The sequence below is a fragment of the Streptomyces sp. NPDC048566 genome (genome assembly GCF_043199735.1).
Taxonomy (GTDB): domain Bacteria; phylum Actinomycetota; class Actinomycetes; order Streptomycetales; family Streptomycetaceae; genus Streptomyces.
In genome coordinates this window covers 1-23956 of sequence record NZ_JBICWL010000021.1, presented here as the reverse complement: position 1 = coordinate 23956, position 23956 = coordinate 1, and the positions used below count along the sequence as shown (strand labels likewise).

The 23956-nt window shown below is 74.8% G+C and carries 23 protein-coding genes; 19 read left to right on the top strand and 4 right to left on the bottom strand.

Going from position 1 to position 23956, the window contains the following annotated elements:
- Window positions 1–201: 201 nt before the first annotated feature.
- Window positions 202–942 (bottom strand): SLATT domain-containing protein, encoded by a 741-nt coding sequence (locus tag ACGFS9_RS25595; protein ID WP_393256492.1) that lies wholly within the window; start codon window positions 940–942, stop codon window positions 202–204.
- Window positions 943–1350: 408 nt separating this feature from the next.
- Between ACGFS9_RS25595 and ACGFS9_RS25590 the strand changes: the two genes are divergently transcribed.
- The 7 genes from ACGFS9_RS25590 (at window position 1351) to ACGFS9_RS25560 (ending at window position 8023) form a co-directional block, all read left to right on the top strand.
- Window positions 1351–1695, top strand: a complete 345-nt coding sequence (locus ACGFS9_RS25590) for a YbaB/EbfC family nucleoid-associated protein (protein WP_081218502.1) — start codon at window positions 1351–1353, stop codon at window positions 1693–1695.
- Between the two features lie 87 nt (window positions 1696–1782).
- The gene (recR, locus tag ACGFS9_RS25585; RefSeq protein ID WP_393256491.1) at window positions 1783–2382 is read left to right on the top strand and encodes a recombination mediator RecR; all 600 of its coding nucleotides are present in this window, start codon (window positions 1783–1785) and stop codon (window positions 2380–2382) included.
- A complete protein-coding gene (locus ACGFS9_RS25580) occupies window positions 2375–3034 on the top strand; it encodes a DUF5063 domain-containing protein (protein WP_393256489.1) in 660 nt (219 codons plus the stop codon). Before recR ends, ACGFS9_RS25580 begins: the two co-directional genes overlap by 8 nt.
- A gap of 379 nt (window positions 3035–3413) precedes the next feature.
- Window positions 3414–4691: an aspartate kinase gene (locus ACGFS9_RS25575; RefSeq protein WP_393256488.1), complete on the top strand. Its 1278-nt coding sequence runs from the start codon at window positions 3414–3416 to the stop codon at window positions 4689–4691.
- Window positions 4688–5746 carry an aspartate-semialdehyde dehydrogenase gene (locus ACGFS9_RS25570; protein WP_393256487.1) on the top strand — a complete coding sequence of 353 codons (1059 nt, stop codon included), beginning with the start codon at window positions 4688–4690 and terminating at the stop codon, window positions 5744–5746. Before ACGFS9_RS25575 ends, ACGFS9_RS25570 begins: the two co-directional genes overlap by 4 nt.
- A gap of 460 nt (window positions 5747–6206) precedes the next feature.
- The gene (locus ACGFS9_RS25565; RefSeq protein WP_393256486.1) at window positions 6207–6875 is read left to right on the top strand and encodes a SigE family RNA polymerase sigma factor; all 669 of its coding nucleotides are present in this window, start codon (window positions 6207–6209) and stop codon (window positions 6873–6875) included.
- An 83-nt stretch (window positions 6876–6958) separates the two neighbouring features.
- Window positions 6959–8023 carry a hypothetical protein gene (locus ACGFS9_RS25560; protein ID WP_393256485.1) on the top strand — a complete coding sequence of 355 codons (1065 nt, stop codon included), beginning with the start codon at window positions 6959–6961 and terminating at the stop codon, window positions 8021–8023.
- Between the two features lie 315 nt (window positions 8024–8338).
- On the opposite strand, the gene ACGFS9_RS25555 is transcribed toward ACGFS9_RS25560, so the two are convergent.
- On the bottom strand, window positions 8339–9247 hold the full coding sequence (locus tag ACGFS9_RS25555; RefSeq protein WP_393256483.1) for an SURF1 family protein: 909 nt from the start codon (window positions 9245–9247) through the stop codon (window positions 8339–8341).
- 245 nt (window positions 9248–9492) lie between these two features.
- Between ACGFS9_RS25555 and ACGFS9_RS25550 the strand changes: the two genes are divergently transcribed.
- Complete coding sequence (locus ACGFS9_RS25550; RefSeq protein WP_393256481.1) at window positions 9493–11322, top strand: prolyl oligopeptidase family serine peptidase; 1830 nt, start codon at window positions 9493–9495, stop codon at window positions 11320–11322.
- A gap of 174 nt (window positions 11323–11496) precedes the next feature.
- On the opposite strand, the gene ACGFS9_RS25545 is transcribed toward ACGFS9_RS25550, so the two are convergent.
- On the bottom strand, window positions 11497–13446 hold the full coding sequence (locus ACGFS9_RS25545; protein WP_393256587.1) for an NAD-binding protein: 1950 nt from the start codon (window positions 13444–13446) through the stop codon (window positions 11497–11499).
- Between the two features lie 281 nt (window positions 13447–13727).
- Here ACGFS9_RS25545 and ACGFS9_RS25540 point away from each other — a divergent pair, with 281 nt between their 5' ends.
- Window positions 13728–14201 carry a carboxymuconolactone decarboxylase family protein gene (locus tag ACGFS9_RS25540; protein WP_393256480.1) on the top strand — a complete coding sequence of 158 codons (474 nt, stop codon included), beginning with the start codon at window positions 13728–13730 and terminating at the stop codon, window positions 14199–14201.
- Window positions 14202–14419: 218 nt separating this feature from the next.
- Window positions 14420–15616: a nuclease-related domain-containing protein gene (locus tag ACGFS9_RS25535; RefSeq protein ID WP_393256479.1), complete on the top strand. Its 1197-nt coding sequence runs from the start codon at window positions 14420–14422 to the stop codon at window positions 15614–15616.
- Between the two features lie 56 nt (window positions 15617–15672).
- Here ACGFS9_RS25535 and ACGFS9_RS25530 read toward each other — a convergent pair whose 3' ends face one another.
- Window positions 15673–16683 carry a LuxR C-terminal-related transcriptional regulator gene (locus ACGFS9_RS25530; protein WP_393256478.1) on the bottom strand — a complete coding sequence of 337 codons (1011 nt, stop codon included), beginning with the start codon at window positions 16681–16683 and terminating at the stop codon, window positions 15673–15675.
- Window positions 16684–16917: 234 nt separating this feature from the next.
- On the opposite strand from ACGFS9_RS25530, the gene ACGFS9_RS25525 reads away from it, so the two are divergent.
- The 9 genes from ACGFS9_RS25525 to ACGFS9_RS25485 all read left to right on the top strand — a co-directional run bounded on the left by ACGFS9_RS25525 (window position 16918) and on the right by ACGFS9_RS25485 (window position 23701).
- The gene (locus ACGFS9_RS25525) at window positions 16918–17178 is read left to right on the top strand and encodes a hypothetical protein (protein WP_393256476.1); all 261 of its coding nucleotides are present in this window, start codon (window positions 16918–16920) and stop codon (window positions 17176–17178) included.
- 48 nt (window positions 17179–17226) lie between these two features.
- Window positions 17227–18186: an LLM class flavin-dependent oxidoreductase gene (locus tag ACGFS9_RS25520; RefSeq protein WP_393256474.1), complete on the top strand. Its 960-nt coding sequence runs from the start codon at window positions 17227–17229 to the stop codon at window positions 18184–18186.
- Between the two features lie 232 nt (window positions 18187–18418).
- Window positions 18419–19474: a daptide biosynthesis RiPP recognition protein gene (mpaB, locus tag ACGFS9_RS25515; RefSeq protein ID WP_393256472.1), complete on the top strand. Its 1056-nt coding sequence runs from the start codon at window positions 18419–18421 to the stop codon at window positions 19472–19474.
- Window positions 19475–19479: 5 nt separating this feature from the next.
- Window positions 19480–20400: a daptide-type RiPP biosynthesis methyltransferase gene (gene mpaM, locus ACGFS9_RS25510; protein WP_393256471.1), complete on the top strand. Its 921-nt coding sequence runs from the start codon at window positions 19480–19482 to the stop codon at window positions 20398–20400.
- Window positions 20397–21695: a daptide-type RiPP biosynthesis aminotransferase gene (mpaD, locus tag ACGFS9_RS25505; RefSeq protein WP_393256470.1), complete on the top strand. Its 1299-nt coding sequence runs from the start codon at window positions 20397–20399 to the stop codon at window positions 21693–21695. Before mpaM ends, mpaD begins: the two co-directional genes overlap by 4 nt.
- Window positions 21692–22876 carry a daptide-type RiPP biosynthesis dehydogenase gene (gene mpaC, locus ACGFS9_RS25500; protein ID WP_393256468.1) on the top strand — a complete coding sequence of 395 codons (1185 nt, stop codon included), beginning with the start codon at window positions 21692–21694 and terminating at the stop codon, window positions 22874–22876. Before mpaD ends, mpaC begins: the two co-directional genes overlap by 4 nt.
- 162 nt (window positions 22877–23038) lie before the next feature.
- On the top strand, window positions 23039–23215 hold the full coding sequence (locus ACGFS9_RS25495) for a daptide-type RiPP (RefSeq protein ID WP_393256466.1): 177 nt from the start codon (window positions 23039–23041) through the stop codon (window positions 23213–23215).
- Between the two features lie 74 nt (window positions 23216–23289).
- Complete coding sequence (locus ACGFS9_RS25490) at window positions 23290–23466, top strand: daptide-type RiPP (protein WP_393256466.1); 177 nt, start codon at window positions 23290–23292, stop codon at window positions 23464–23466.
- 79 nt (window positions 23467–23545) lie between these two features.
- The gene (locus ACGFS9_RS25485; protein WP_393256465.1) at window positions 23546–23701 is read left to right on the top strand and encodes a daptide-type RiPP; all 156 of its coding nucleotides are present in this window, start codon (window positions 23546–23548) and stop codon (window positions 23699–23701) included.
- Window positions 23702–23956: the final 255 nt, after the last annotated feature.

The following is a 23956-nucleotide window of genomic DNA, read 5'->3' as shown; positions in this document are numbered from 1 at the left end:
TGGCCTGCCGCACCGGCCCGCCGCACTGGCCCGCCGCACCGGCCGGGCCCGGCCGGCGGCCGACCGGACGTGCCGTGGAGGTGCTCGTGCGGAGGGGCCGTGCCCGGCAGCGCGACGGAGGCCGTCCGGGCCACCGCGTTCCGGGTCCCCGGAGGAGGCCGCGTCCGCCTCCCGGCTCGCGCGCCCGCACCCGGGCAGGCGTCAGCGGGGCTCGGGCGGGCGCTGGCGGGGCATGTTCGGGCGGGTGCCCGGGGGCAGCGGGACGCGGCCGTTGAGGTGGGCCCCGTCCACCCGGGGCGGGCCGGCCGTCGTCGCCTGGATGCCGAGGGGCGCGGGATCGGTGCGGAACTCCACCATCCAGTCCGCCGTCTCGGTGCGCACCAGCTCCGTGACGTCCTCGGAGAACCTGCGCAGGACCGCGAGGCACCGCTCCGCCGCCTCGCCCGCGGTCCCGTCGGCGGGCCCGAGGACCTCCCGCACGCTCTCCGAGGCCCAGTCGAACTGGAGCACCTGGAGGCGCCGCTGCACGGCCTGCGCGGTGGCCACGTCCCGCATCCACCCGGAGGTCACCCCGAAGAACCGGTCGACGGCGACACAGGCGACCGCGAGCAGCAGCGCGAGATAGCCCCAGGGAGCGACGCCCGGCGCCGACCCGGTCAGGTCGAGCAGCGGCAGCCCCGCCCCACCGACGGCCCCGGCCGCGGCACCGCACCGCAGCAGCCGCGCGCCCCGGCGCTTGCCCGTGCGGTCGCCGAGATACCAGGAGGCGGTGTCCAGCGCCCCCTGCTCCACCCAGCGGTACAGCTCGTGGAGCCGCTCGGCGGGCTCCCCCCAGTCGCCGAGCGGGAAGGGCCGGCCGGCCAGGTCACCGGGCCGCAGCCCCGCCCCCTCGTTCCGCCCCTCCCGGGGCGGGCCCTCGGGCTGCCTCTCCGGCTGACTCACCCGGCACTCCCTCACTGACGACGGTGACGACAACGGACGGCCGACCGGGATGTGCGGGACATCCGTGACGACGGGTGCGGCGGGCGTCGGCGCACGGCACCCGCAGGCGGCGGACGCCGGCGGACGACGGCACCGGCAGGAGCGCGCCCGGCGCCGGTCCGGGACGATGACCGTACGTGACGCCGTGTGACGCGTGGTACGAAAGCGCCGCGCCCTTCCTACCGCTCAATGGGTGGCCATGGGCCGGGTTTCAGGGCTTTTCCGCCCGGACGTGGGTCTTGGTCAGGTATAGGCGCCGAGACGCTCTCACTCGAAAGAGTGCTTGGGCGGCGGGCGGGTCGACCACGTAGGCTCGTGCTGGACAGCAAATGCGGTCCGTGCAGCCGTACTCGAGACCAGGAGCTGATCGTGATTCCCGGTGGTGGCCAGCCCAACATGCAGCAGTTGCTGCAGCAGGCCCAGAAGATGCAGCAGGACCTCGCGAACGCCCAGGAGGAACTGGCGCGCACGGAGGTCGAGGGTCAGGCGGGAGGCGGTCTGGTCCGTGCGACCGTGACGGGTTCCGGGGAGCTCCGCGGCCTGGTCATCGACCCGAAGGCGGTCGACCCGGAGGACACCGAGACGCTGGCCGACCTCGTCGTCGCGGCCGTGCAGGCGGCGAACGAGAACGCCCAGGCGCTCCAGCAGCAGAAGCTCGGCCCGCTCACCCAGGGCCTCGGCGGCGGCAGCGGTATCCCCGGTCTGCCCTTCTGAGACCGGCGGCGGCCGACTACCGTACGCAGCAGGACAAGACGGCAGGACGGAACCAGGCGGTACCGGAGCACTCGGAAAGGCAGTCCGTTGTACGAAGGCGTGGTCCAGGACCTCATCGACGAGCTGGGGCGGCTCCCCGGCGTCGGTCCCAAGAGCGCGCAGCGGATCGCCTTCCACGTGCTCCAGGCGGAGCCGGCCGACGTCCGCCGGCTGGCGCAGTGCCTCATGGAGGTCAAGGCGAAGGTCCGTTTCTGCGCCACCTGCGGCAACGTCGCGCAGGAGGAGCTGTGCGGCATCTGCCGCGACCCGCGCCGCGACCTCACGGTGATCTGCGTGGTGGAGGAGCCGAAGGACGTCGTGGCGATCGAGCGGACGCGTGAGTTCCGCGGCAGGTACCACGTGCTCGGCGGGGCGATCAGCCCGATCGAGGGCGTCGGCCCGGACGACCTGCGGATCAGGGAGCTTCTGGCCCGGCTCGCCGACGGCACGGTCACGGAACTGATCCTCGCGACCGACCCGAACCTGGAGGGCGAGGCCACGGCCACGTACCTCGCCCGCATGATCAAGCCCATGGGCCTCAAGGTCACCCGCCTGGCCAGCGGCCTCCCGGTGGGCGGCGACCTGGAATACGCGGACGAGGTCACGCTCGGCCGTGCCTTCGAGGGGAGACGACTCCTAGATGTCTGACGCCACGCTGCACGCGACGAGCCCCGATCCCGACGACTTCTCGGTCCAGATCGCCGACCAGGTGGAGAGCTTCCTGGTCGCCGTCGCCGAGGTCGCCAAGGGCGACGAGCCGGACTCGGCCATCCCCTTCCTCCTCCTGGAGGTGTCCCAGCTGCTGCTGGCGGGCGGCCGCCTCGGCGCCCACGAGGACATCGTCCCCGACGAGCGCTACGAGCCGGATCTGGGCCCCGAGGCGGACGTCGACGAGCTGCGCGAGCGGCTCGCCGTGATGCTCGAACCGATCGACGTCTACTCCGAGGTCTTCGACCCCTACGAGCCGCGCAAGGCCCCGGTCGCCTGCCGGATCTCCGACGACCTCGCCGACGTCATCACCGACCTGCGCCACGGCATGGCCCACTACCGGGCCGGGCGGACCACCGAAGCCCTGTGGTGGTGGCAGTTCTCCTACTTCTCGAACTGGGGCTCCACCGCCTCGGCCGCCCTGCGCGCCCTTCAGTCGCTGGTGGCGCACATCCGCCTGAACCAGCCGCTCGACGACCTGAACGGCCTCGACACCGACCAGGACCTCGGCGAGGAACTCCTCGCCGAGGAGGCCGGCCGGGTCATGGCACAGGAGATCGCCGGCCCGCTCGGCCTGCGCACGGTCAAGTAGGCCGCCTGTCCGCGGGCCGCCGGGCGCACCCCGGACCGCGGGGCGCCGCCCCGCGCCCGTACTCCGTTCCCGGCGCCCGCACCCCGTGCCGCGCGACCGCGCGCCCTCGCCGTGCCGCGGGAGGGCCCGTTCCGGGCCCGCCCGGGGCGGGCGGCGGGGCGCCGGATGTGACACCGGGCACTTTCCGAGTGGGCGGCGTGAAGGGCGGGCAGGTGCCGTCTCGGAGCGGCCGGACGCCTCTTGCTGACCTGACATCCCGAGTGATCACCTCGTGAGCGGGACATCTCACGATGCGAGACCTCGGAAGGGAAATCCGGCCGCTCGTTAGACTGAGCCGACCGCATTGTGCGGTATAGAGACGGATGAGCGAGGAGCGCACGTGGGCCTTGTCGTGCAGAAGTACGGAGGCTCCTCCGTAGCCGATGCCGAGGGCATCAAGCGCGTCGCCAAGAGAATCGTGGAAGCGAAGAAGAACGGCCACCAGGTGGTCGTCGTCGTTTCCGCGATGGGCGACACGACGGACGAGCTGATCGATCTCGCCGAGCAGGTATCTCCGATGCCCAGCGGACGAGAGTTCGACATGCTGCTGACCGCCGGAGAGCGGATCTCCATGGCCCTGCTGGCGATGGCGATCAAGAACCTGGGCCACAGCGCCCAGAGCTTCACCGGCAGCCAGGCAGGCGTCATCACCGACTCGGTCCACAACAAAGCGCGGATCATCGACGTCACCCCCGGCCGTATCCGGACGGCGCTGGACGAGGGCAACATCGCCATCGTCGCCGGCTTCCAGGGTGTCTCGCATGACAAGAAGGACATCACCACGCTGGGCCGTGGCGGGTCCGACACCACGGCCGTCGCGCTGGCCGCGGCGCTCGACGCCGAGGTCTGCGAGATCTACACCGACGTGGACGGCGTGTTCACCGCCGACCCGCGCGTGGTGAAGAAGGCGAAGAAGATCGACCGGATCGCCTTCGAGGACATGCTGGAGCTCGCCGCCTCCGGCTCCAAGGTGCTGCTCCACCGCTGTGTGGAGTACGCCCGCCGCTACAACATCCCGATCCACGTCCGCTCGTCCTTCAGCGGGCTCCAGGGCACGTGGGTCAGCAGCGAACCGAACAAGCAAGGGGACCAGAAGGTGGAGCAGGCCATCATCTCCGGTGTCGCTCACGACACCTCGGAGGCCAAGGTCACGGTCGTCGGCGTCCCGGACAAGCCGGGCGAGGCCGCCGCGATCTTCCGCGCCGTCGCCGACGCCGAGATCAACATCGACATGATCGTGCAGAACGTGTCGGCGGCGACCACGGGCCTGACGGACATCTCCTTCACCCTCCCCAAGACCGAGGGCCGCAAGGCCATCGACGCGCTGGAGAAGGCGAAGGCCGTGATCGGCTTCGAGTCGCTGCGCTACGACGACCAGATCGGCAAGATCTCCCTGGTCGGCGCCGGCATGAAGACGAACCCGGGCGTCACCGCGGGCTTCTTCGAGGCCCTCACCGACGCCGGCGTCAACATCGAGCTGATCTCGACCTCCGAGATCCGCATCTCGGTGGTCACCCGCGCCGACGACGTCAACGAGGCCGTCCGCGCGGTGCACAGCGCCTTCGGACTCGACTCCGACAGCGACGAGGCCGTCGTCTACGGAGGCACCGGGCGATGACCGGGCGACCGACGCTCGCGGTCGTGGGGGCGACCGGAGCGGTCGGCTCGGTCATGCTCCAGATCCTGTCCCAGCACGCGGACATCTGGGGCGAGATCCGTCTGATCGCCTCGCCGCGCTCGGCCGGCCGCAAGCTGGCCGTACGCGGCGAGGAGGTCGAGGTGGCGGCCCTGTCGGAGGACTCCTTCGACGGGGTCGACGTCGCCATGTTCGACGTGCCCGACGAGGTGGCCGCCCGGTGGGCGCCCATCGCCGCCGCGAAGGGCGCGGTCGTCGTCGACAACTCGGGCGCCTTCCGGATGGACCCGGAGGTGCCCCTCGTCGTTCCCGAGGTGAATCCGCATGCCGCGCGCGTGCGCCCGCGCGGGATCGTCGCCAACCCCAACTGCACCACCCTCTCGATGATCGTGGCGCTCGGCGCCCTGCACGCCGAGTTCGGCCTGGACGAGCTGGTCGTCTCCTCGTACCAGGCGGTCAGCGGCGCCGGCCGCGCCGGTGTCGAGACGCTGCGCCGGCAGATCTCCCTCGTCGCGGGCACCGAACTCGGCTCCGGCCCCGGCGACGTGCGCCGGGCCGTGGGCGACGACACGGGGCCCTTCCCGGAACCCGTCGCGCTGAACGTGGTGCCGTGGGCCGGGTCGCTCGCCGAGGACGGCTGGTCGTCGGAGGAGATGAAGGTCCGCAACGAGACCCGCAAGATCCTCGGGCTTCCCCGGCTGAAGGTCGCCGTGACGTGCGTGCGGGTCCCCGTCGTCACCACGCACTCGCTGACCGTGCACGCCCGCTTCGAGGGCGAGGTCACCGTCGGCAAGGCGCGCGAGATCCTCGCGACCGCCCCCGGGGTCGTGCTCTTCGACGACCCCGCCGCCGGCGAGTTCCCGACGCCCGCGGACGTGGTGGGCACCGACCCGACGTGGGTCGGCCGGGTCCGCCGGGCCCTGGACGATTCCACCGCCCTCGAACTGTTCGTGTGCGGCGACAACCTGCGCAAGGGTGCGGCCCTGAACACCGCTCAGATCGCGGAGCTGGTGGCGGCGGAGATCGCCGGGGCGTAGGGCGGGTCGCGAACACGCCCCGAGCCGGGGTCCTGCGCCACCGCGGGCGTTCCGCAGCTTCTGCGCTCCGGACGGCCGCCCGCCGAAATCCCGGTGGCGTTCGGGGGAGATCTTTGTAGGATCCGTGGTGGTCCAGTGATCAAGTTAATGGTCCGGACCGCTTGAACCGGCCCGGTCCGGCGATCGATGATTCTTCTCCCCGTCCACCGCAACCGCGCGGAGGGCGGGGAGCGTCTTTGCGGTCGCCCTTCGGAGGCGGCGGGGCGGCAGGCACACGCGGCACAGGGGGAGAGCTGGTACGCATGAGGGCATCCGGGGCATCGTCGCGCACGCCGTACGGCGCCACGGCGGGCGGTCCGCAGGCCGTCGCGGAAGGCGCCGGGCCGACGTGTGCGGCCTCCGGCGCGAATGTGACGCCCGTCGCGTACAACCCTCCCGGGGGGACGCGTGTCCAACTGGCGTGGCAGAGGTACTCGAATTCACCGCGGTCCAGACGAGGGGCGCCGCCCTGCGTCCACCCCGCCGACTCCGCAGCCCCGGCGCGCCCGGCGGCATGCCGGTGATCGCGCCCATGCCCGCGACGCGGCCGACCCGCATCCCGAACCAGCGTGACGGCGCCGAGGACACCGCGGCGGCGGGCACGACCGTCGACCACCTCACCGAGACCTACCGGGCGCACTACCGCTCGCTCCTCGGCCTGGCGGCCCTCCTGCTGGACGACACGGCCTCCTGCGAGGACGTCGTCCAGGAGGCGTTCATCCGGGTGCACTCGGCGCGCAAGCGCGTGCGCGACCCGGAGAAGACGCTCGCCTACCTGAGGCAGACGGTCGTGAACCTGTCGCGCTCGGCCCTGCGCCGGCGCATCCTCGGCCTCAAGCTCCTGTCGAAGCCGATGCCCGACATGGCGAGCGCCGAGGAGGGCGCCTACGACCAGTTGGAGCGGGACGCGCTCATCAAGGCGATGAAGGGGCTCCAGCGCCGCCAGCGCGAGGTCCTCGTCCTGCGCTACTTCGCGGACATGACCGAGGCCCAGGTCGCCGAGACACTCGGCATCTCGCTGGGCTCGGTGAAGGCGTACGGTTCGCGGGGCATCGCCGCGCTCCGCGTCGCCATGGAGGCCTCGGCATGAGCACGTCCGACGACCGACGGCGTCCCGGTCGCCCGGAGCACCCGGAACCCGAGGACAGGCACACGCACGCTGGGAACGAAACTGTGAACGACGGCCCCGAGGAACGGCACGGCACCCGGACGCCGGGCGAACAGAACGACTCCCCGGAACAGGGCGGGCCGGCAGCCGAGGGGTTCGGCCCGGACGAGCTGGCCCTGCGCCGGCTGCTGCACGACGCCGTCGAGACGATCGAGCCCACCGACGGCACCCTGGCGCACCTGCGCCGGGCCGTGCCCGCCCGGCGGGCCCGCAAGCGCCAGGCCGTGGTCGGCATGGCCGCCGCCGCGCTGTTCGTCGGCACGGCGATCCCGGCGTTCGTGCACGTCTCGCAGTCGACGGGATCGAACGCGGACCCGTCCATCGCGGCCAACAGCTCCGCCGCCCAGGGCGGCGCGAGCGAGGGCAAAGGGTCGGACGACGGCGACAAGCGCGCCGGCGGTTCGGCCGGCGGCACCAAGGACAAGGGCACCGGCGGGCACACGCCCAAGCCGGACCGCGGCAAGGGCACGGGCGGCGGCGCCACCGCGGGCGGGACCGCCCCCTCGGCGTCCGCCCCGAGCGCGTCGGCATGCACGATCGACCAGCTCGGCGGGGCCTCCGGCGCCGTCGCGGGCCCGGACGCCACCGGCGTGGTCTACGGCTCGTTCTCCGTCTCGAACATCTCCACCGTGCCGTGCACGGTCACGGGCGCCGGCACCGTCACCGCGGCGGCGCAGGGTGCGGCGGACCCGGCCAGGATCGGCGTGGCGAACCATGTCGCGGGCGACGCGGCCACCGGGCTGCCGGACCCCTCGGCGGAGCCCACCTCCCTGGTGCTCCAGCCGGGCGGATCGTACGTGGTGAAGTTCGCCTGGGTGCCCTCGCAGACGTGCCCGACGGTGCAGCCCTCGCCGGACCCGACCCCCACGGAAGGGGCCACCGACGCCGGCGGCACCACCGCGGGAGAGGGCGGCAGCCCCACGGCTCAACTGCTCACCGAGGACGGGGTGCAGGACGGCAGCGTCCTGGTGTCCAGCACGGCGGCGACCGGCGGCGCGACCGCCTCGGTCACGGTGGCGGGCGCCTGCGCGGGCACGGTCTACCGCACCGGGCTCCTGCCGGCTGCCTGACCGCCTGACCGCCGCGGTGTGTCCGGACGGCCGTCCGACCACCCCGCGCGGCAGCAGGCGGGCGAACGGCGGCCGTCGGCCGGGGGAGTGCTCGGTGGACCGCCCCCGCAGGGCGCCGGGTCGGGGGGACGCCGGCGCCGGGGGCCGGCCGCCGTGCTCGCCGGGGCGGCCGATGCCTCGGCCGGGCCGGCGGGTGCCCCGCGCACCCGCGTTCCCGCGCTTTCGCGTTCCCGCGTTCCTGCGTCCTCGCGCACCAGGCGGTCACGTGGAGAGGGGCCGGGCCCGGCAGGGGGCCCGGTTGATTCGGGCCCGGCGTCAGGCGGTGGGGGAGGGGGCCGCCCCGGTGCCGGGCTCCGCGTCCTCGCGGCCGGCCTCACCCCGGTCGTCGCGGTCGCCCGGGTCCGGGGCGCCGGCGGCCTCCGAAACGCCCGCGGCACCGGACACGGTGCCGGCCCCGGCGCCGGACTCCGCAGGCAGTCCCAGCGCGGCGTCCCGCGCGAACTCCACCTCGCGGCGCAGCAGCCGGAACCACATGAAGACGACGAAGCCCGCGAAGACGAACCACTCGCCGGTGTAGCCGAGGTTCTGGAACGCCTTCAGGTCGAGCCCGGTGTTCTGCGGGGCGGCCGGCGGCACCGCCTTCATCCCGGCATCGGCCCGGGCGAGCGTGATCCACGCGTCGTAGGGGGTGTAGGGCACGAGGTTCACCAGGGAGGCGGCGCTGATCGCGGCGGTCTGGCCCGCGGGGAGGCCCCCCGCGCCGCTCACGCCGTTCGCCCCGGGACTCTCCGAGGCCTGCAACGCGCCCGTGACGGTGACCTCGCCGCCGGGAGCGGCCGGCGCCTTCGCCGGGTCGGCGTCACCGGGCAGCCAGCCCCGGACCACGGGCAGCGCCCTGCCCCCGTCGACCCGCAGCAGCGTCAGCACGTAGAACCCGCGCCGGCCGTCCAGTTCGCGGCCGGGGACGAGGAGCTGCCTGCCGTACCGGCCGGTGGCCACGGTCTGCTTGCCGGAGGTCCGCGTGGTGACCGGCAGCATGTCCGCCAGCGGCCTCGCGGGGTCCGTCCGGGCGGCCGAGGCGGCCCGGTCCGCGGTGCGGTGGTCCTGCACCCGGTCCTCGAAGCGCCCGAGCTGCCACGACCCCATGAAGACGCAGAACGGGATGGCCAGCAGCACGAAGACGTTGATCCCCCACCAGCGGGGCGTCAGCAGGAACCGGTACACACCGACCACGGTACGGTGCCGCGCCGCGCGCCTCGGCCCTGGGGCCCGCTCGGCCGTGCTCCGCGCGCGTCGTCCGGCCCGCCGGCCCCGTCCGCGGGGCGGAGCGGCGCGGGCGGGCTCCGTGATCGTTCCGGCGGGGTGCGGGACGGCGGTGCCGGGGCGCGTACCGAGCGGCGCCGGGGCGGTTTTCCACAGGCTGGGGATCCCGTCGGCGCGCGGCGCTCCGGGAAAGGCAGTATGGGGCCATGACTGACAGCAGCAGGTCCCTCAGGCGGCAACAGGCCGACATGCCCGACTGGGAGAAGCGCTTCCGTGCCCCCCGGGTGTCGCTGCCCGACTGGGCGGAGGACGCCCCCGACCGCAGCCTGTTCGTGTCGAACGCGACCGGCACGTACGAGCTGTACGCGTGGGACCGGAAGACCGGCGAACGACGCCAGGTCACCCACCGGGCGAACGGCACGACGGACGGGGTGCTCTCGCCCGACGGCGCGTGGATCTGGTGGTTCGACGACAAGGACGGCGACGAGTTCGGCATCTGGCGCCGCCGCCCCTTCGAGGCCGCCCTCGTCGAGGGAGAGAGCGACGAACCGGCCGTCCCCGGCCTCGACGCCTCCTACCCCGCGGGCCTGGCCGTGGGCCGCGACGGCCGGACGGCCGTCGTCGGCCGCTCGACGGACGACGACGGCTCGACGATCCACCTGGCGCGGACCGGCGAGGCCCCGGTGGAGATCTACCGGCACCGCGAGTCGGCCGGGGTCGGCGACCTCTCGCACGACGGCTCGCTCATCGCGATCGAGCACACCGAGCACGGCGACGCGATGCACTCGGCGCTGCGGGTGCTGCGCCCGGACGGTTCGCCGGTCGCCGAACTCGACGACACCGAGGGCGGGACGGTCGAGCTGGGTCTCGAAGTGCTGGGGTTCGCCCCGGTGGACGGTGACAGCCGGCTGCTCATCGGCCACCAGCGCCGGGGCCGCTGGGAGCCGCTGGTGTGGGACGTGCTGACCGGCGAGCAGACCGACCTCGCGCTCGACCTCCCCGGCGACGTGGCCGCCGAGTGGTATCCGGACGGCTCCGCGCTGCTCGTCGCGCACGGTTTCGAGGCCCGCAGCGACCTCTGGCGCTACGACCTCGCGTCCGGCGAGCTGGCCCGGGTGGAGACCCCGCCGGGCACGGTCTCCGGAGCGTCGGCCCGCCCGGACGGCACGGTGGAGTACCTGTGGTCCTCGGCGGCCGAGCCGTCGGTGGTCCGCTCCACCAACGGCAAGGTCGTCCTGGACCCGCCCGGCCCGAAGTCCCCGGGCTCGGTCCCCGTGGAGGACGTCTGGGTCGACGGGCCGGGCGGACGCATCCACGCCCTGGTCCAGAGGCCGGCCGGGACCACCGGGCCGCTGCCCACGGTCTTCGACATCCACGGCGGGCCGACCTGGCACGACAGCGACTCCTTCGCGGCGGGCCCGGCGGCCTGGGTGGATCACGGCTACGCGGTCGTCCGGGTCAACTACCGCGGCTCCACGGGCTACGGCCGCGCCTGGACGGACGCGCTCAAGCACCGCGTCGGCCTGATCGAGCTGGAGGACATCGCGGCGGTCCGCGCGTGGGCGGTCGACTCCGGTCTGGCCGATCCGGAGCGGTTGGTCCTGACCGGCGGTTCCTGGGGCGGCTACCTCACCCTCCTCGGCCTCGGCACCCAGCCCGACGCGTGGACCGTCGGCATCGCCGCGGTTCCGGTCGCCGACTACGTGACGGCGTACCACGACGAGATGGAGGCCCTGAAGGCGATGGACCGCACGCTGCTCGGCGGCACCCCGGAGGAGGTCCCCGAGCGCTTCGCGGCGTCCTCCCCGCTGACCTACGTCGACGCGGTGAAGGCGCCGGTCTACATCTCGGCCGGGGTGAACGACCCGCGCTGCCCGATCCGCCAGATCGACAACTACGTCGGCCGGCTCGCCGCCCGCGAGGCCCCGCACGAGGTCTACCGCTACGACGCGGGCCACGGCTCCCTCGTCGTCGAGGAGCGCATCAAGCAGGTCCGCCTCGAACTGGACTTCGCGGAGCGGCACCTGGGGCGCTGAGGCGGGCCCCGGCCGTCGCGTCCCGTCCGGCGGGGGCGGGACGCGACGGCCCGGTGACGTCGCGCTGGGCCGCCGCCCGCGCCCGCCCGGTCCGGGAGGAAGCACGCGGCGGGGCGCCGCGGGCCGGCCGGCCCGCGGGCGCCGCCGGCCCGACGGGCGGGCCGGGGCGGGCCGTCACGGGCCGGGGCGGCGGCGGTGCGGCCGGCCCATCAGTTCGGCGAGCCCGCGCCGGGTCGCCGCGAGCAGCACCCGGTCGTCGGCCTTCAGCACGTAGGTGGCGGGCAGGTCCCACACCAGGCTCGGGGTGTGCGGGGCCGCCGCCGACAGCACCTGGCGCCGGCCCGGCGGGGAGCTGTCGAGGGCGAGCACCCGCCAGGCGCCGGCCCGGAACGCCTCGCCCACCGTCCTGCCCTCCAACTGGGGATGACCGCCCACGTCCATCGCGGCGACCAGCAGCACCCGCCGCTCGACCGGGATCGCCCCGAGGATCTGCCGCCCCATCATGGCCCCGGCGAACGCGGGCGCGGCCAGGTGGGACACGCTGCGGCTGCGGGTGAGCGCTCCCGGGTGCGCGGCCCGCAGGGTGCGGTACACGGCGGTGGCGAAGTCGTCGTCGTAGAGGCGCAGCACCACGCGCAGATCCGGCCGCACGGTGCGGGCGTACAGCACGGCCTCCAGGTTGGTGGTGTCCTCGCTGGTCAAGGCGAGGAAGGCGTGCGCCCGGTGGATCTTGGCGGCCTCCAGCACCCCCTCCTGCGTCACGTCGCCGAGGACGACCGGGACTCGCAGCCGCCGGGCGAGCGCCAGCCCGCGCGCCTGCGGGTCGGCCTCGACGCACACGACGGGGATGCGCAGTTCGCGCAGTTGCGCGAGGACCCGGGTGCCGATCTTGCCGAGTCCGAGCAGCACCAGGTGCCCGGACAGTCCGCGCGGCGGTTTGCGCGGGGCGGACCCGCTGCGGAAGGTCCCGAGCGCCTCCAGCACGGCGGCCAGCAGGACCGGAAGGAGCAGCAGCCCGATCATCCCGGAGCAGAGCTGGAGGATCTGCCGGCCGAGCGGCTGCCCCACCGCCGGGTCGTTGATGGCGAACAGGTCGAGGAGGGTCAGGTAGGTCGCCTGGAGCGGTTTCTCGCCGGTGACCAGCATCGAGGCGACGGCGAGACCGAGCACGCACGCCACGAGTCCGGCGAACGACCAGCGCAGCCGCCGCGACAGCAGGGACCCGAAGGAGCCCACGACGCCTCCCCCGGCGGACAGTTCGGGACCGGCGTACGACACGTTCTCCAGGACGACGGTGCCGCGGCCGGTCGCGGCGGCCACCGCCCGCTCGTCGGGCAGGAGTTGGGGCCCCTGGTCGCCGCTGCCCTCCGAACCCTCCGAGCCCGCGGGGTCGTTGGTGGTGGCGGACAGCAGGGCCAGCGTGCACAGCCCGGGGTCGGCGACCTGGCCGGGCCCGGGGAGGGGCCGTTCGACCGCGCGGAGCATCAGCCCGTCGGTCGGCACGACCTTGCTGGTGCCGGCGACGGCGGTCGCGGCGAGGGCGGGGGCGGCGGTGTCGGCGTCGGACAGGACGGTGGTGGAGGCGTCGTAGGCGTCGCCGCCGGCACCGGCGCCCCCGGACCGCGGCGGGGCGCCGGCCAGCGCGGCGGCCTGGTCGAGGAGGGCCTCGATGTGCTGGCCGAGGCGCCGGTTGTAGAGCCGCAGCACCAGCCGGATGCGCGGGTTGAGCCGCCGGGCGGTGAGCGCGGCCCGGATGTTGGTCTCGTCGTCGTCGTACACGAGCGCCAGCGCGGCGGCCCGCTCGACGCCCGCCTCGCCGAGCGCCTCCTCGGACGGCTCGGCCGCCTCCACCACCCCTTCGGGGCCGGCCGGCTCGCCGCCCCGCCCGGCCGCCGGTCCCGCGGCGTCCGCGTTCCCTCCCGCGGCGCCGTTCCCGTTCCCCGACGCGCGGTTGACCGCGGCGGAGACGCGGTCGAACAGGGCGGTCGCCCGGGTGCGCCCGACCACCGGCGGTCGCGCGCTGCGCTGCGCGGGCGGCACGACGAGGATCACCCGCTCGCCGTAGACCCCGCGCAACTCGGCGGCCAGACGGTGCGTCAGGGCGCCGTCTCCCGCCACCACCATGTGAGCGGCGGCGTCGGCCGTCGCGCTCTGAGACGGAAGGTTCACCACGGGAGAGAAGAGTGCCGTACCGGCGCGGACGGTTCCACCCCCGGGGGGCCGGGCCCCGCCGCCCACGGCCCTCCGCCCGGACGAGACGCAGGTCACAGTCCGGCGATGTCACGGCGGGCACCGCCCGATCCGTCCAGGAGGGCGAAGCGCCGCGGCGGGCCCCGAGAGGCCCGCGCACGGCGCGGATCGGATCACACCGACACCACGCACCCCACGCGACGGAGGAGCACCTCATGGACGCCCGTTTGAACCTGTTCGCCAGCCCGGTCGCCGCGACGTTCGGGAAGCACCTCACCGCGGCGGGCAGGGCGCTCGCCGACTCGACGCTGCCGGCCGCGACCCAGGAACTGGTGAAGCTGCGCGCCAGCCAGATCAACGGATGCGGTTTCTGCACCGACATGCACACCAAGGACGCCGAACACGCCGGGGAGACCTCGGTCCGACTCCACCTGGTCGCGGCCTGGCGGGAGGCGACGGTGTTCACCGAGGCCGAGCGCGCCGCCCTGGACCTGACGGAGCAGGCCACCCGCATCGCCGACGGGGCGGGCGGTGTCTCGGACACCTGCTGGGAGACCGCGGCCAAGTACTACGACGAGGAGCAGCTCGCCACCCTCGTCTGCGTCATCTCCCTCATCAACGCCTTCAACCGGGGCAACGTGATGGTCCGGCAGCCCGCGGGCTCCTACCGGCCGGGGCAGTTCCACTGACGTCGCCCGGCGGGGAGCGCGCAGGGGCGCCCGGCCGCCGGCCGGCCACCGGACGCCCCTGGCCTGGACCTTCGCCGCGGCGCCGGCCCGGTCCGGGCACGGCGCCGTCCGGCCGGCCGCCGTTCGAACACCTGCCTGCCCTCGTCGCGCCCTTGTGAGCCCTCCGCCGCCGCTGCTGCCATGACCGCATCGGTGCCGACAGGACGGAAGGGGCAGTCATGGTCCAGCTCACGGTCGTTCGGTGGAACCTCTTCGGGCACGACCGTCTCTACGCCAACCTCCCGGACGGCACGCCGGCGGGCTGGGCGGACTGCCGGACGGGCACGATCACGGTGCTCCTCGGGGACTACGGCGACCCGGTCGCCGCTGCGCTGAGGCCGCACCTGCCGAGCCCGGCGAAGGTCTCCGTGCCGGAGGGGGCGGCGCGGGTCCGGTTCGCGGAGGCGACCGAACGCCCGGCGTACGGCGACGGTCCGGGGCGGGAGGGACCGGCGACCGGCCGGCTCCGGACACCGGAGGGGCCGGCGAGCGGCCGGCTCCGCACACCGGAGGGATCGGCGAGCGGCCGGCACCGCGGCATGCCGGGGGAGGCGGAGCGCGGGAGGCTTCCGGCTTCCGACGCGGGCCCGCGGCGCGGGTCCGAGGAGACGGGGCGAGGGGGGCTGTCGGGGTTCGAGGGAGGGACGTGGGGCGCGGGCCCGGTGCTCGGGGGCTCCCTGCGGGCCGCCTCCCCATCGGAGGCGTCCGGGGAGCCGGCGTTCGCCGGACCCGCGCCGGCGCTGCCGCTCCTGCCGCCGCTGACCCCGCCCGACGACCTCGCGGCCCCCGTCCCCGGCACCGGGCCGCGCGGCGGGACCGACGGCTCGTCGCCGGGCCCCGTGACCCGGGCGCTGGCCCGCCTCCTCGGCAGGCCGGCCGGGAACGCCGGACGCGGGGGGTCGGCGCCCGAGCGCCGGGTCGGCGCCGAGCTCGACCGGCTGCGCCGGCACGGCTGGCACGTCCTGCACTCCCTGCCGCTCCCCGGGGACGTGGACCTCGACCACCTGCTGATCGGCCCCGGCGGGGTGTTCACCGTCACCGCCAGGAACCATCCCGGACAGTCCGTCCGGGTGGGCGACGACGCCGTGACGGTCGACCAGGGCGAACCGCGCCCCTACCTCGCCAGGAGCCTCGCGGAGGCCGAACGGGTCCGGCGCGTCCTCGGCGGCTACTGCGGATTCCCCGTCCCCGTGGAACCGGTGCTGGTGTTCGTGGGCGTGACCGACCTGGAGGTGGTCGCCACCCAGCTCGGGGTACGGGTGTACCGCGAACGGGAGGTCTCCTCGCTCGCCCCGCTCGGCGGGGTGTGGACCGCCCTCGAAGTCGACCGCATCCACAACGTCGCACGCCACCGCCGCGCCTGGCTGGAGGCCTGACCCCCGGGCGGGCACCCGTGGTCCCGTGCACCCGGGACCACGGGTGCACGGGTGCACTAGATCCAGCCGTGGTCCCGGGCGAGCAGGGCCGCCTGGAAACGGTTCGTGGCGCCCAGCCGCTGCATCAGGTCCGCCACGTACTTGCGGTACGTGCGGACCGAGACGCCCACCTCGCGGGCCCCGGTCTCGTCCTTCTCCGCCTCGTACATGTTGGCCAGCACCCTGCGCTCGGTCTCGCTCAGCTCGCCCTCCGGGACCCGCCGGGCCGCGACCGCCTCCGCCAGGGGCACGGAGTCCGCCCACATCCGCTCGAACAGCGAGACGAGGTTGGCCACCAGCCCCGACTCGCGGATCACCAGGGCTCCCAGGCGCGGGTTCTGCGGGTCGATCGGGGTCAGCGCCGCCGTGCGGTCGAAGACCAGCATCCGCTCCAGCGGCTTGTCCGAGATCCGGATGTCCGCCCCCATGGCCGAGATCTCCTCCAGGTAGCGAAGCGTCGCGGCGTCCTCCACCGCCGCGGGGCGCATGATGGTGCGCATCCTGATCCCCCGCCGCAGGATGCGGGCGTCCAGCGGCCGGGACGCCTCGATGCTGGCCGCGCTGAGCGCTCCGTGCGGCTGCGTGGTCAACCCCTCCTTCCGGGTGAAGAAGGTCAACTCGTCGATCACCGCACGGACGTTGGGGGTGCCCTCAATCCGCTCGATGGCCGGCCGCTCCGACGCGTCCCCGGCGGCCGGACGCCCCGCCTCCCGCTCCGCCAGCAGCGACTCGACGACCCGTTCCTCGGCCGCGACCCGCCGCAGCTCCTCCCGCAGCTCGCGCAGCCGCAGGTCGATCAGGCGCTGCACGGCGATGGCGGGCGGAGCGGGCCGGAAACTCCCGTTGTCGGCCAGGGAGGCCAGATCCATCGCCTCCAGCCGCGCCACCTGCTCCTCCACCTCCGGCACGGGCACCCGCAGGGTTTCGGCCAGGGCCGAGGCGGTGCCCTCCGTGAGACGGAGGAGACATCTGTACAGATCCTCGTCCTCGGCCGACATTCCCAGCTGAACAAGGCTTCCGGCGTGCAAAGTTCCCCCCTTGCGCTCGTGCTCCGTGTGGTCAGCACGGCGAACTGATCATACGAATTCGGACGCCGGCTGGCCACGGGTGCCGGCGGGCGAGCGCTGGTCCGGCGCCCGCCGCCCGCAGCTTGCTGCACCGAAGAACGCAGGAAGCTGCGTCCTGAATCGTTCGAACAGCCGCCTGAGAAACGGCAGTCTTCTCGGTGTCGGAACAACGACGATCCACCAGGGGGAAACACCATGCAGAAGATCGGACGCGGCGGCTCCGTGCGCAGCGCATCACTCGTCGCGGCAGTCGCCGTGGCGGCCGGACTCGCCCTCTCCGGGCCCCTCGCCCCGCAGACGCACCGGTCCGAGGCCGTCGTCTCCGGCCTGCCGTCGAACCCGGCGGGGAACTGCCTCCTCTCCGCGGCCCGCCTCGGCGACCTCGACGGCCTCGGGAAGTGCGCCGGGACGGTGAAGCCGGTCTTCGAGCGGCAGCAGACCTTCGACTGGATCTAGGCGGCCACCGACAGGGGGAGACAAGGCACCAGGGGGGAGAGCGACACCGTGACCGACTACTCCGTACTCATACCGTTCCTGCCGCGCCGACCGGAGCAGATCCTGCCGTACGCCGGTCTGGTGCACTGGACCCACGCCCGGCGGCTCTGGCAGGGGCAGTCGCTCATGGTCGAGCCGCACCACGGGTTCGTCCACGCCGCGGGCGCCGGCTTCCGCGTCCCGACCGGGCTGGGCGTGACGCTGATGCCCCTGCGCCATCCCTACGAGGCGGCGCTCCAGGCACGGTCCCTCGCGCTGGCCACCGGACGCTCGGTGGTCGCGGGGTTCGGTCCCGGGGCGCCCTCCCTCCAGCAGGCCCTGCTGGGCGCCCCGTACCGCAGCCCGCTGACCGCGGCCCGCGAGTACCTGACCGCCGTACGCGGGCTGCTCGCCGGGGAGGACGTGCGGATGGCCGGCGAGTACGTCACCTGTGCCGCGCAGCTCGCGCCCTTCCCCTCGCCGCGGGTCGACCTCGGTCTCGGCGTCCTGCGGCCGGCCATGGCCCGCCTCGCCGGGGAAGTCGCCGACGTGGCGATCACCTGGCTGACCCCGGCCGCCTACCTGCGCGACACGGTGCTGCCGGCGATGCGCGAGGGAGCGGCCGAGGCGGGCCGGCCGGTGCCCAGGCTCACGGCGATCGTCCCGGTGGCGCTCGCCCGGGACGACCGGACACCCGGCGAGATCGCGCTGGCCGGCAACGCCGCGCATCTCGGCCTTCCGCACTACCTCGACATGCTGCGCAGGTCGGGCGTCCAGGTCACCGGGACGGACCGCGCGGCGGACGCGCGCGCCCTGGTCGCCGGACGCGGCTTCCTCAGCGGCGACCTCGGTGACCTGGTCGCGCAGCTCCGGGAGTACGAGGACGCGGGCGTCGACGAGGTCGTCCTCAACGCCACGGGCGTGGCCAACTGCTACGGCCCGAAGGAGTCCTCGGAGGAACTCCGCACGCTTCTGACCGCGCTGGCCTGAGGGCCGCACGGCCACCGGCCCGGGCCCGGCCTGGCTCCGGTGCGCACGGGGCCGTCCGCTCCGGGCCCGGCCCCGGCCCGGCCCCGGCCGGCCCGCGGTCCGGCGTGTCCGCACCCGGCGCCCGCCGGGTCGCCGCGACACGTCCACCGCGTCCACCCGACGCATCACACCGACGCGTCCATCGCGTCCACCCAACGCTTCGCATCACCTCGCGTTCTCTGAAGGGGGAGTCATGGCGGGAATCAAACGGCACCTGATGTCCTGGGGCACCGGCGGACCGGGACCGGCGCCTTCCACCGGCGCGGCCACGGTCGTCCTGGAGAGCGCCGGCCACCTGGCCGCAACGCTCGGCTCGGATCTCGTCGGCCCCGGGTCCGTGGTGTTCGCCCCCGGTGTCGCCGACCACGCCGAGGACGCGTCCGGAGCCGTCGTCGTCGGCTACGAGGGCTCGCTGAGCGAGGCGGGCGGCGAGTGCTCGCTGGGCTCGGACTTCTACCTCCAGATCCAGAACTACGGCGTGAGCGCCTACATGTCCGTGGTCGGCCCGACCCTCGTCCGGGTCGCCGACGCCATGGACCTCGACGCCTATCGCGCCGACGCCGAACAGGCCGGGCGGAGCGGGGACTTCCCCGACTTCCTCACCAACCCCGTCATCCAGCTCGCCGACCTGCCCGCCCTCGGCGCGGACCGGACCGGCAGCGGCCCCCGGCACCGGCTGTACGCCGACGGGGACGGTTTCCTGTCGACGGCACCGGGGGGCACCCGGCTCGGCGTCCTCGGCGAGGACACCCTGGAGGCGCTGGAGGCGCGGTGGCTCCCGCTCGACGACCTCCTCCCGGGGATCGCGGCCGCCGACCGCGCCGGGCTGGGCCGGTACCTCGCGGCGGTCGCCGCGGTCCGCGGCCTGCGGGCCCGGGGCCTGACCGGGGTACGGGTCTCCGGCTTCGGCGGCCGGTTCGGCACCGCCGCCGCGTCCGTGCCGCCGCGGGAGGCCGCGGACACCACCGGCGCGCGGCTTCCCCTGCTGCTCCGGTCGGGAGAGGAGACGTTCGTGCACGATCCGGCGAGCGGGCGCACCTTCACCCTCGCGCCCGCCGCCGCCGCCCTCGCGGAGGTACTGCTGGCAGCCGGGTCGGTCGAAGCGGCCTCCGCCCACGCCGACAGGACGGGCCTGGAGCAGGTCGCCGCGTCCTTCGCCGAGACCGGGATCAGCCTCGGCACGGCCGCCGGCGCCCCCGCGCGAGCCCGCGCCGCGCACACCGGCGACCTCGTGACGGCGGGGTGCTGAACGCCATGACGACGATGACGACGATGACGCCGGCGGCGGGCACGGCAGCGCCCGCGGACGGGACGGCGGCCACCGCCACGACGGGCCCGGCCCGCCCGGTGACGGACGCGGGCCACCGGTTCCCCACCGCGGCCGAGGTGCCCGGGCGCGCCGGCGACCTGCTCGCCTCGCTGGGGGAACGAGCCGTCCTGTGCGACCTCTACGACGCGGTCGGCGCCCCCGTCTACCACGATCTCGCCGGCACCGGCACGCACGAGGTGCGCGAGCTGCTCGCCCTGGTCCGCCCCGCTCCGGGTCCCGTGCTCGACCTGGCCGCCGGTTCCGGACGGCTGACGTTGCCCCTGCTGGCGCTGGGCCGCGAGGTCACCGCACTCGAACTGTCCCCGCACATGCTGGAGTTGCTGGACGCGCGACTGGCCGCGCTCCCTCCCGCCGCGCGTGAGCGCTGCTCACCGGTGCGGGCCGACATGAGCCGCTTCGACCTCGGCCGGCGCTTCGGGGCGATCGTGCTGGGCACCACGACGATCTCCCTGCTCGATCCCGCCGGCCGCGCGGGCCTGTACCGGGCGGTCCGCGACCATCTGGAGCCCGGCGGACGGTTCCTGCTCTCGACCGTCGAGCTGACCGCCGCCGAGGCCGGCCCCGCCGAGGTCGACATGGAGATCGTGACCGACAGCGGCCGCTCCTACCGCCTCTTCGAGCACTGGACCCCGGACGCGGGCAGCCGCACCGTCACGCTGTTCCCCGCCGCCCTCGACGGCGACGGCCCCGTGCAGGTGTGCACCACCACCATCGGCGTCCTGCCCGCCGAGCGGCTGGAGGCCGAACTGGCGGACGCGGGCTTCACCGTCCGGTCCCGGCACCCGCTGCCCGCCGTGGGCGACCGCCACCACGACGTGCTGCTGGAAACGGAGGCGACCCGATGACCGGGACGACGGCACCCCCCGGCCGCCATCCGCTGTGGCCGTCCCTGACGGCACCGCGGGACCAGGGCCGCGACGACACCTGCGCGGTCTCCGCGCACGGCGTCCGGGTCCGCTTCGCCGACGGCCGCGAACTCCTCGACGGCTCCAGCGGACTGTGGAACACCAACCTCGGCTACGGCAACGAGGAGATCGCCCGCGCCGCGGCGCAGGCCCTGCGCGAGGCGTCCTACCTCTCCGTCTTCCGCTACGAGAACGTCTACGCCCGGCGCGCCGCCGAGGCCCTCGTCGAGGCGGCGGGACCCCGGCACTACGGACGCGTCCTGTTCTCCACGTCCGGCGGCGCCGCCAACGACCTCGTCATGAAGGTCGCCCGCCAGTACCACGCCCTGCGCGAGCAGCCGCAGCGCACGGTGGTCGTCGGCCTGCGCGGCAGCTACCACGGGCTCACCTTCGGCAGCTTCGCGCTGACCGGCGACGACCTCGGACAGCAGATGTACGGCGTCGATCAGCGGCTGGTCCGGCACGTCGCCCCCAACGACCCGGCCGAACTGGACGCACTCATGGCCCGCCAGGGCGGCCGGATCGCCGCGGTCGTCGTCGAGCCGGTCCTCGGCAGCGGCGCCGTACCCCTCACCGAGGAGTACGTCGACCACCTGCTGCGGCTGCGCCGCGACCACGGATTCCTGCTGGTCGCCGACGAGGTCGCCACCGGTTTCGGCCGGACGGGCAGCCTCTTCGCCTCCCAGCGCTGGGCCGAGCAGCCCGATCTGCTCGTCGCGTCCAAGGGGCTCACCAACGGCACCAGCGCGGCGGCGGTCGTGATCGCGGCCCGTACGGTGGCGGACGCCTTCACCGACTCCGGTTCCGTGCTCACCCACGGCGAGACGCAGGCCGGCACCCCGGTCACCTGCGCGACCATCACCGCGACCCTCGACGAGATGCGGCGGCTCGACGCCGTCGCCCTCGGACGACGGCTGTCGGGCCGCCTCGACACCGAACTGGCGGCGCTCGTCGCCGGCCATCCCCGGGTGGCGGCCACCACCGGCCTCGGCTGCTTCCGCTCCATCCGGCTGTGCGAACCGGACGGCACCCCCTTCGCGCAGGAGCGGGTTCCCGACCTGGTCCGGGCGATCCGCGAAGCCGGGGCCATCGTCCATCCCGGGGTGAACGGGGTGCAGCTGTTCCCCGCCCTCACCTTCACCGACGCCGACCTCACGGAGCTGCTCGCCCGCGTCACCGCCGGCTTGGAGCTCCACCTGGCACGGACCGCCGCCCCGGCGGGGGCCCCGGCGTGAGCGCGGGCTGGCACCCCCCGGCCCAGCAGCTGATCGGCTGCGACAGCCTGGCCGCCTGGCTCGGCGGCCGGAGCGAGCGGCGCGTCACCGTCCTCGCGGACCCCGCGGTGGCCGCCGCCCCCGTGACGGCCCGGATCCTCGCCCTGCTCGCCGGGGAGGAACACCGGACGACGCTGCTGGAGATCTCCGGCTCCGGCGACCTGGCCTCGGTCACCGCGCTCGCCGCGCGGCTCGCGGACAGCGACCTGGTCGTCGGGATCGGCGGCGGCTCACTCCTGGACCAGGCCAAGCTGGCCACCCTGCTGCGGACCAACCCGGACGCCCACGCACGGCTCACGGTGCCGCAGCGCAGCGGACTGGTGGTCCTCGGTCCCGGAACCCGCCACGGACTGCCGCTGGTCGCGGTGCCCACCACGGTGGGCACCGGCACCGAGTCCAGCGCCGTCGCCTGCCTCGCCTACCCGGGCGAGGGCAAGCGGCTCGTGATGGGGAGCGCGCTGCGGCCCAGGGCGGCTCTCCTGGACCCCGCGGCCACGGCCACCCTCGACGACGAACTCGTCGCCGAGGGCGTCCTGGAGGCACTGCACCGCGTGATCAGCCCGTACGTGGGCGACCGCGCGGACCTGCCCACCGAGGACGCGCTCGTGGAGACCATCGCCGAACGGCTGGTGCTGCTGGGGCACGAGGTGGCCGCGGCGCGCCGCGCCGGCCGGCCCACGGGCGACGCGCTGCGGCTGGAGATCGCCAAGCTCAGCAGCCTCAGCCACGCCGAATGGGCGCACCTGGGCCGCGACCTGTACGCGGTCAAGGGATGGCTCATCGCCAACGAGATGTCCAGCGCCCTGGGGGTCCGCAAGATGACCGCGGTCGCGGCGATCCTGCCGCACCTGTGGCGCGCGATTCTGGACGGCGAGACCCGCCTCGGCTCCGAGGTCCGGCTCCGGCGCCTGTGGGCCCGGCTGCGGGCCACCGCTCCGGACGTCCTGCCGGAGGACCCGGCGGCGGGCGCCGAAGCCCTCGTCGACTCCTGGGGGATCGGGCGCGCCCTCAGCGCGGGCCCCGGCCCCCTGGCACAGATCGCGGGCCGCACCGTCCGCGCCTGGGGCGCCGGCCTGCCGATGCTCGGCGGGCTGCGCACCGACGACGTGTACGGACTGCTGGCGAAGGCCGCCGCGGCCTGACCCGCGCCCCCGGCGCCCACGGCGCCGGTCACAAGCCTCCCCACCCGCGGGACCCCGCGCGGTGCGGGAAACACCAACACCCGGGCAGCGCCCCGTACGGGGCACAGCCCACCCGACCGGTCGGACCCACCGACCGGCGCACACGGAAGAGGAGTTCGTCCGATGCAGGACAACGTCGTGGTCGACACCTTCCCGGCCCTGGAGCTGGGGATGCAGGAACTGGAGGCCATGGAGGCCCCGGGCTGGTGGACCGCTGTCGGCGTGAGCGCCGGTGTGGTCGTGGCGTCGGCGGCCGGCTACGGCAGCTACGTGGCCTCCGCGGCGGTCATCGCCACCTGAGCGGCCCGTGCCGCGTCCGGCGGCACGCACCCCGTCCACCGAGAAACACCCATCCGAACAGAGGAGTTCGTCCGATGCAGGACAACGTCGTGGTCGACACCTTCCCGGCCCTGGAGCTGGGGATGCAGGAACTGGAGGCCATGGAGGCCCCGGGCTGGTGGACCGCTGTCGGCGTGAGCGCCGGTGTGGTCGTGGCGTCGGCGGCCGGCTACGGCAGCTACGTGGCCTCCGCGGCGGTCATCGCCACCTGAGCGGCCCGTGCCGCGTCCGGCGGCACGCACCCCGTCCACCGAGAAACACCCACGCACACCACGGAAAAGGGAGAACCCCATGCAGGACGTTCTGAAGCAGGAGATCGCCTCCGACAACCTGGAACTCGGGATGCAGGAGCTGGAGGCCATGGAGGCCCCGGGCTTCTGGTCCGGCTTCAAGCAGGGCGTCGTCATCAGCGGCATCGCCGTCGCGAGCGCCACGCTCGCCACCTGATGGCCCCGGTAGCCTCGGCTACCGCCATCGACGAGGACCGCGATCCCGGTCCTCCAGGGTGACTTGGTCCCGTGGGGGGGGGGGGGCGCCCCCCCCCCCGCCCCCCCCCCCCCCCCACCCCCCCCCCCCCCCCCCCCCCCCCCGCCGCCGCCCGCCCCCCCCCCCCCCCCCCCCCCCCCCCCCCCCCCCCCCCCCCCGGGCCCGCCCCCCCCCCCCCCCCCCCCCCCCCCCCCCCCCCCCCCCCCCCCCCCCCCC

Coding starts and splice junctions, on each gene's coding strand:
- ACGFS9_RS25580 (WP_393256489.1), top strand. CDS start 2,375: ATGTCTGACGCCACGCTGCACGCGACGAGCCCCGATCCCGACGACTTC.
- ACGFS9_RS25570 (WP_393256487.1), top strand. CDS start 4,688: ATGACCGGGCGACCGACGCTCGCGGTCGTGGGGGCGACCGGAGCGGTC.
- ACGFS9_RS25550 (WP_393256481.1), top strand. CDS start 9,493: ATGACTGACAGCAGCAGGTCCCTCAGGCGGCAACAGGCCGACATGCCC.
- ACGFS9_RS25545 (WP_393256587.1), bottom strand. CDS start 13,446: ATGGTGGTGGCGGGAGACGGCGCCCTGACGCACCGTCTGGCCGCCGAG.
- ACGFS9_RS25540 (WP_393256480.1), top strand. CDS start 13,728: ATGGACGCCCGTTTGAACCTGTTCGCCAGCCCGGTCGCCGCGACGTTC.
- ACGFS9_RS25535 (WP_393256479.1), top strand. CDS start 14,420: ATGGTCCAGCTCACGGTCGTTCGGTGGAACCTCTTCGGGCACGACCGT.
- ACGFS9_RS25525 (WP_393256476.1), top strand. CDS start 16,918: ATGCAGAAGATCGGACGCGGCGGCTCCGTGCGCAGCGCATCACTCGTC.
- mpaB (WP_393256472.1), top strand. CDS start 18,419: ATGGCGGGAATCAAACGGCACCTGATGTCCTGGGGCACCGGCGGACCG.
- mpaM (WP_393256471.1), top strand. CDS start 19,480: ATGACGACGATGACGACGATGACGCCGGCGGCGGGCACGGCAGCGCCC.
- mpaD (WP_393256470.1), top strand. CDS start 20,397: ATGACCGGGACGACGGCACCCCCCGGCCGCCATCCGCTGTGGCCGTCC.
- ACGFS9_RS25495 (WP_393256466.1), top strand. CDS start 23,039: ATGCAGGACAACGTCGTGGTCGACACCTTCCCGGCCCTGGAGCTGGGG.
- ACGFS9_RS25490 (WP_393256466.1), top strand. CDS start 23,290: ATGCAGGACAACGTCGTGGTCGACACCTTCCCGGCCCTGGAGCTGGGG.
- ACGFS9_RS25485 (WP_393256465.1), top strand. CDS start 23,546: ATGCAGGACGTTCTGAAGCAGGAGATCGCCTCCGACAACCTGGAACTC.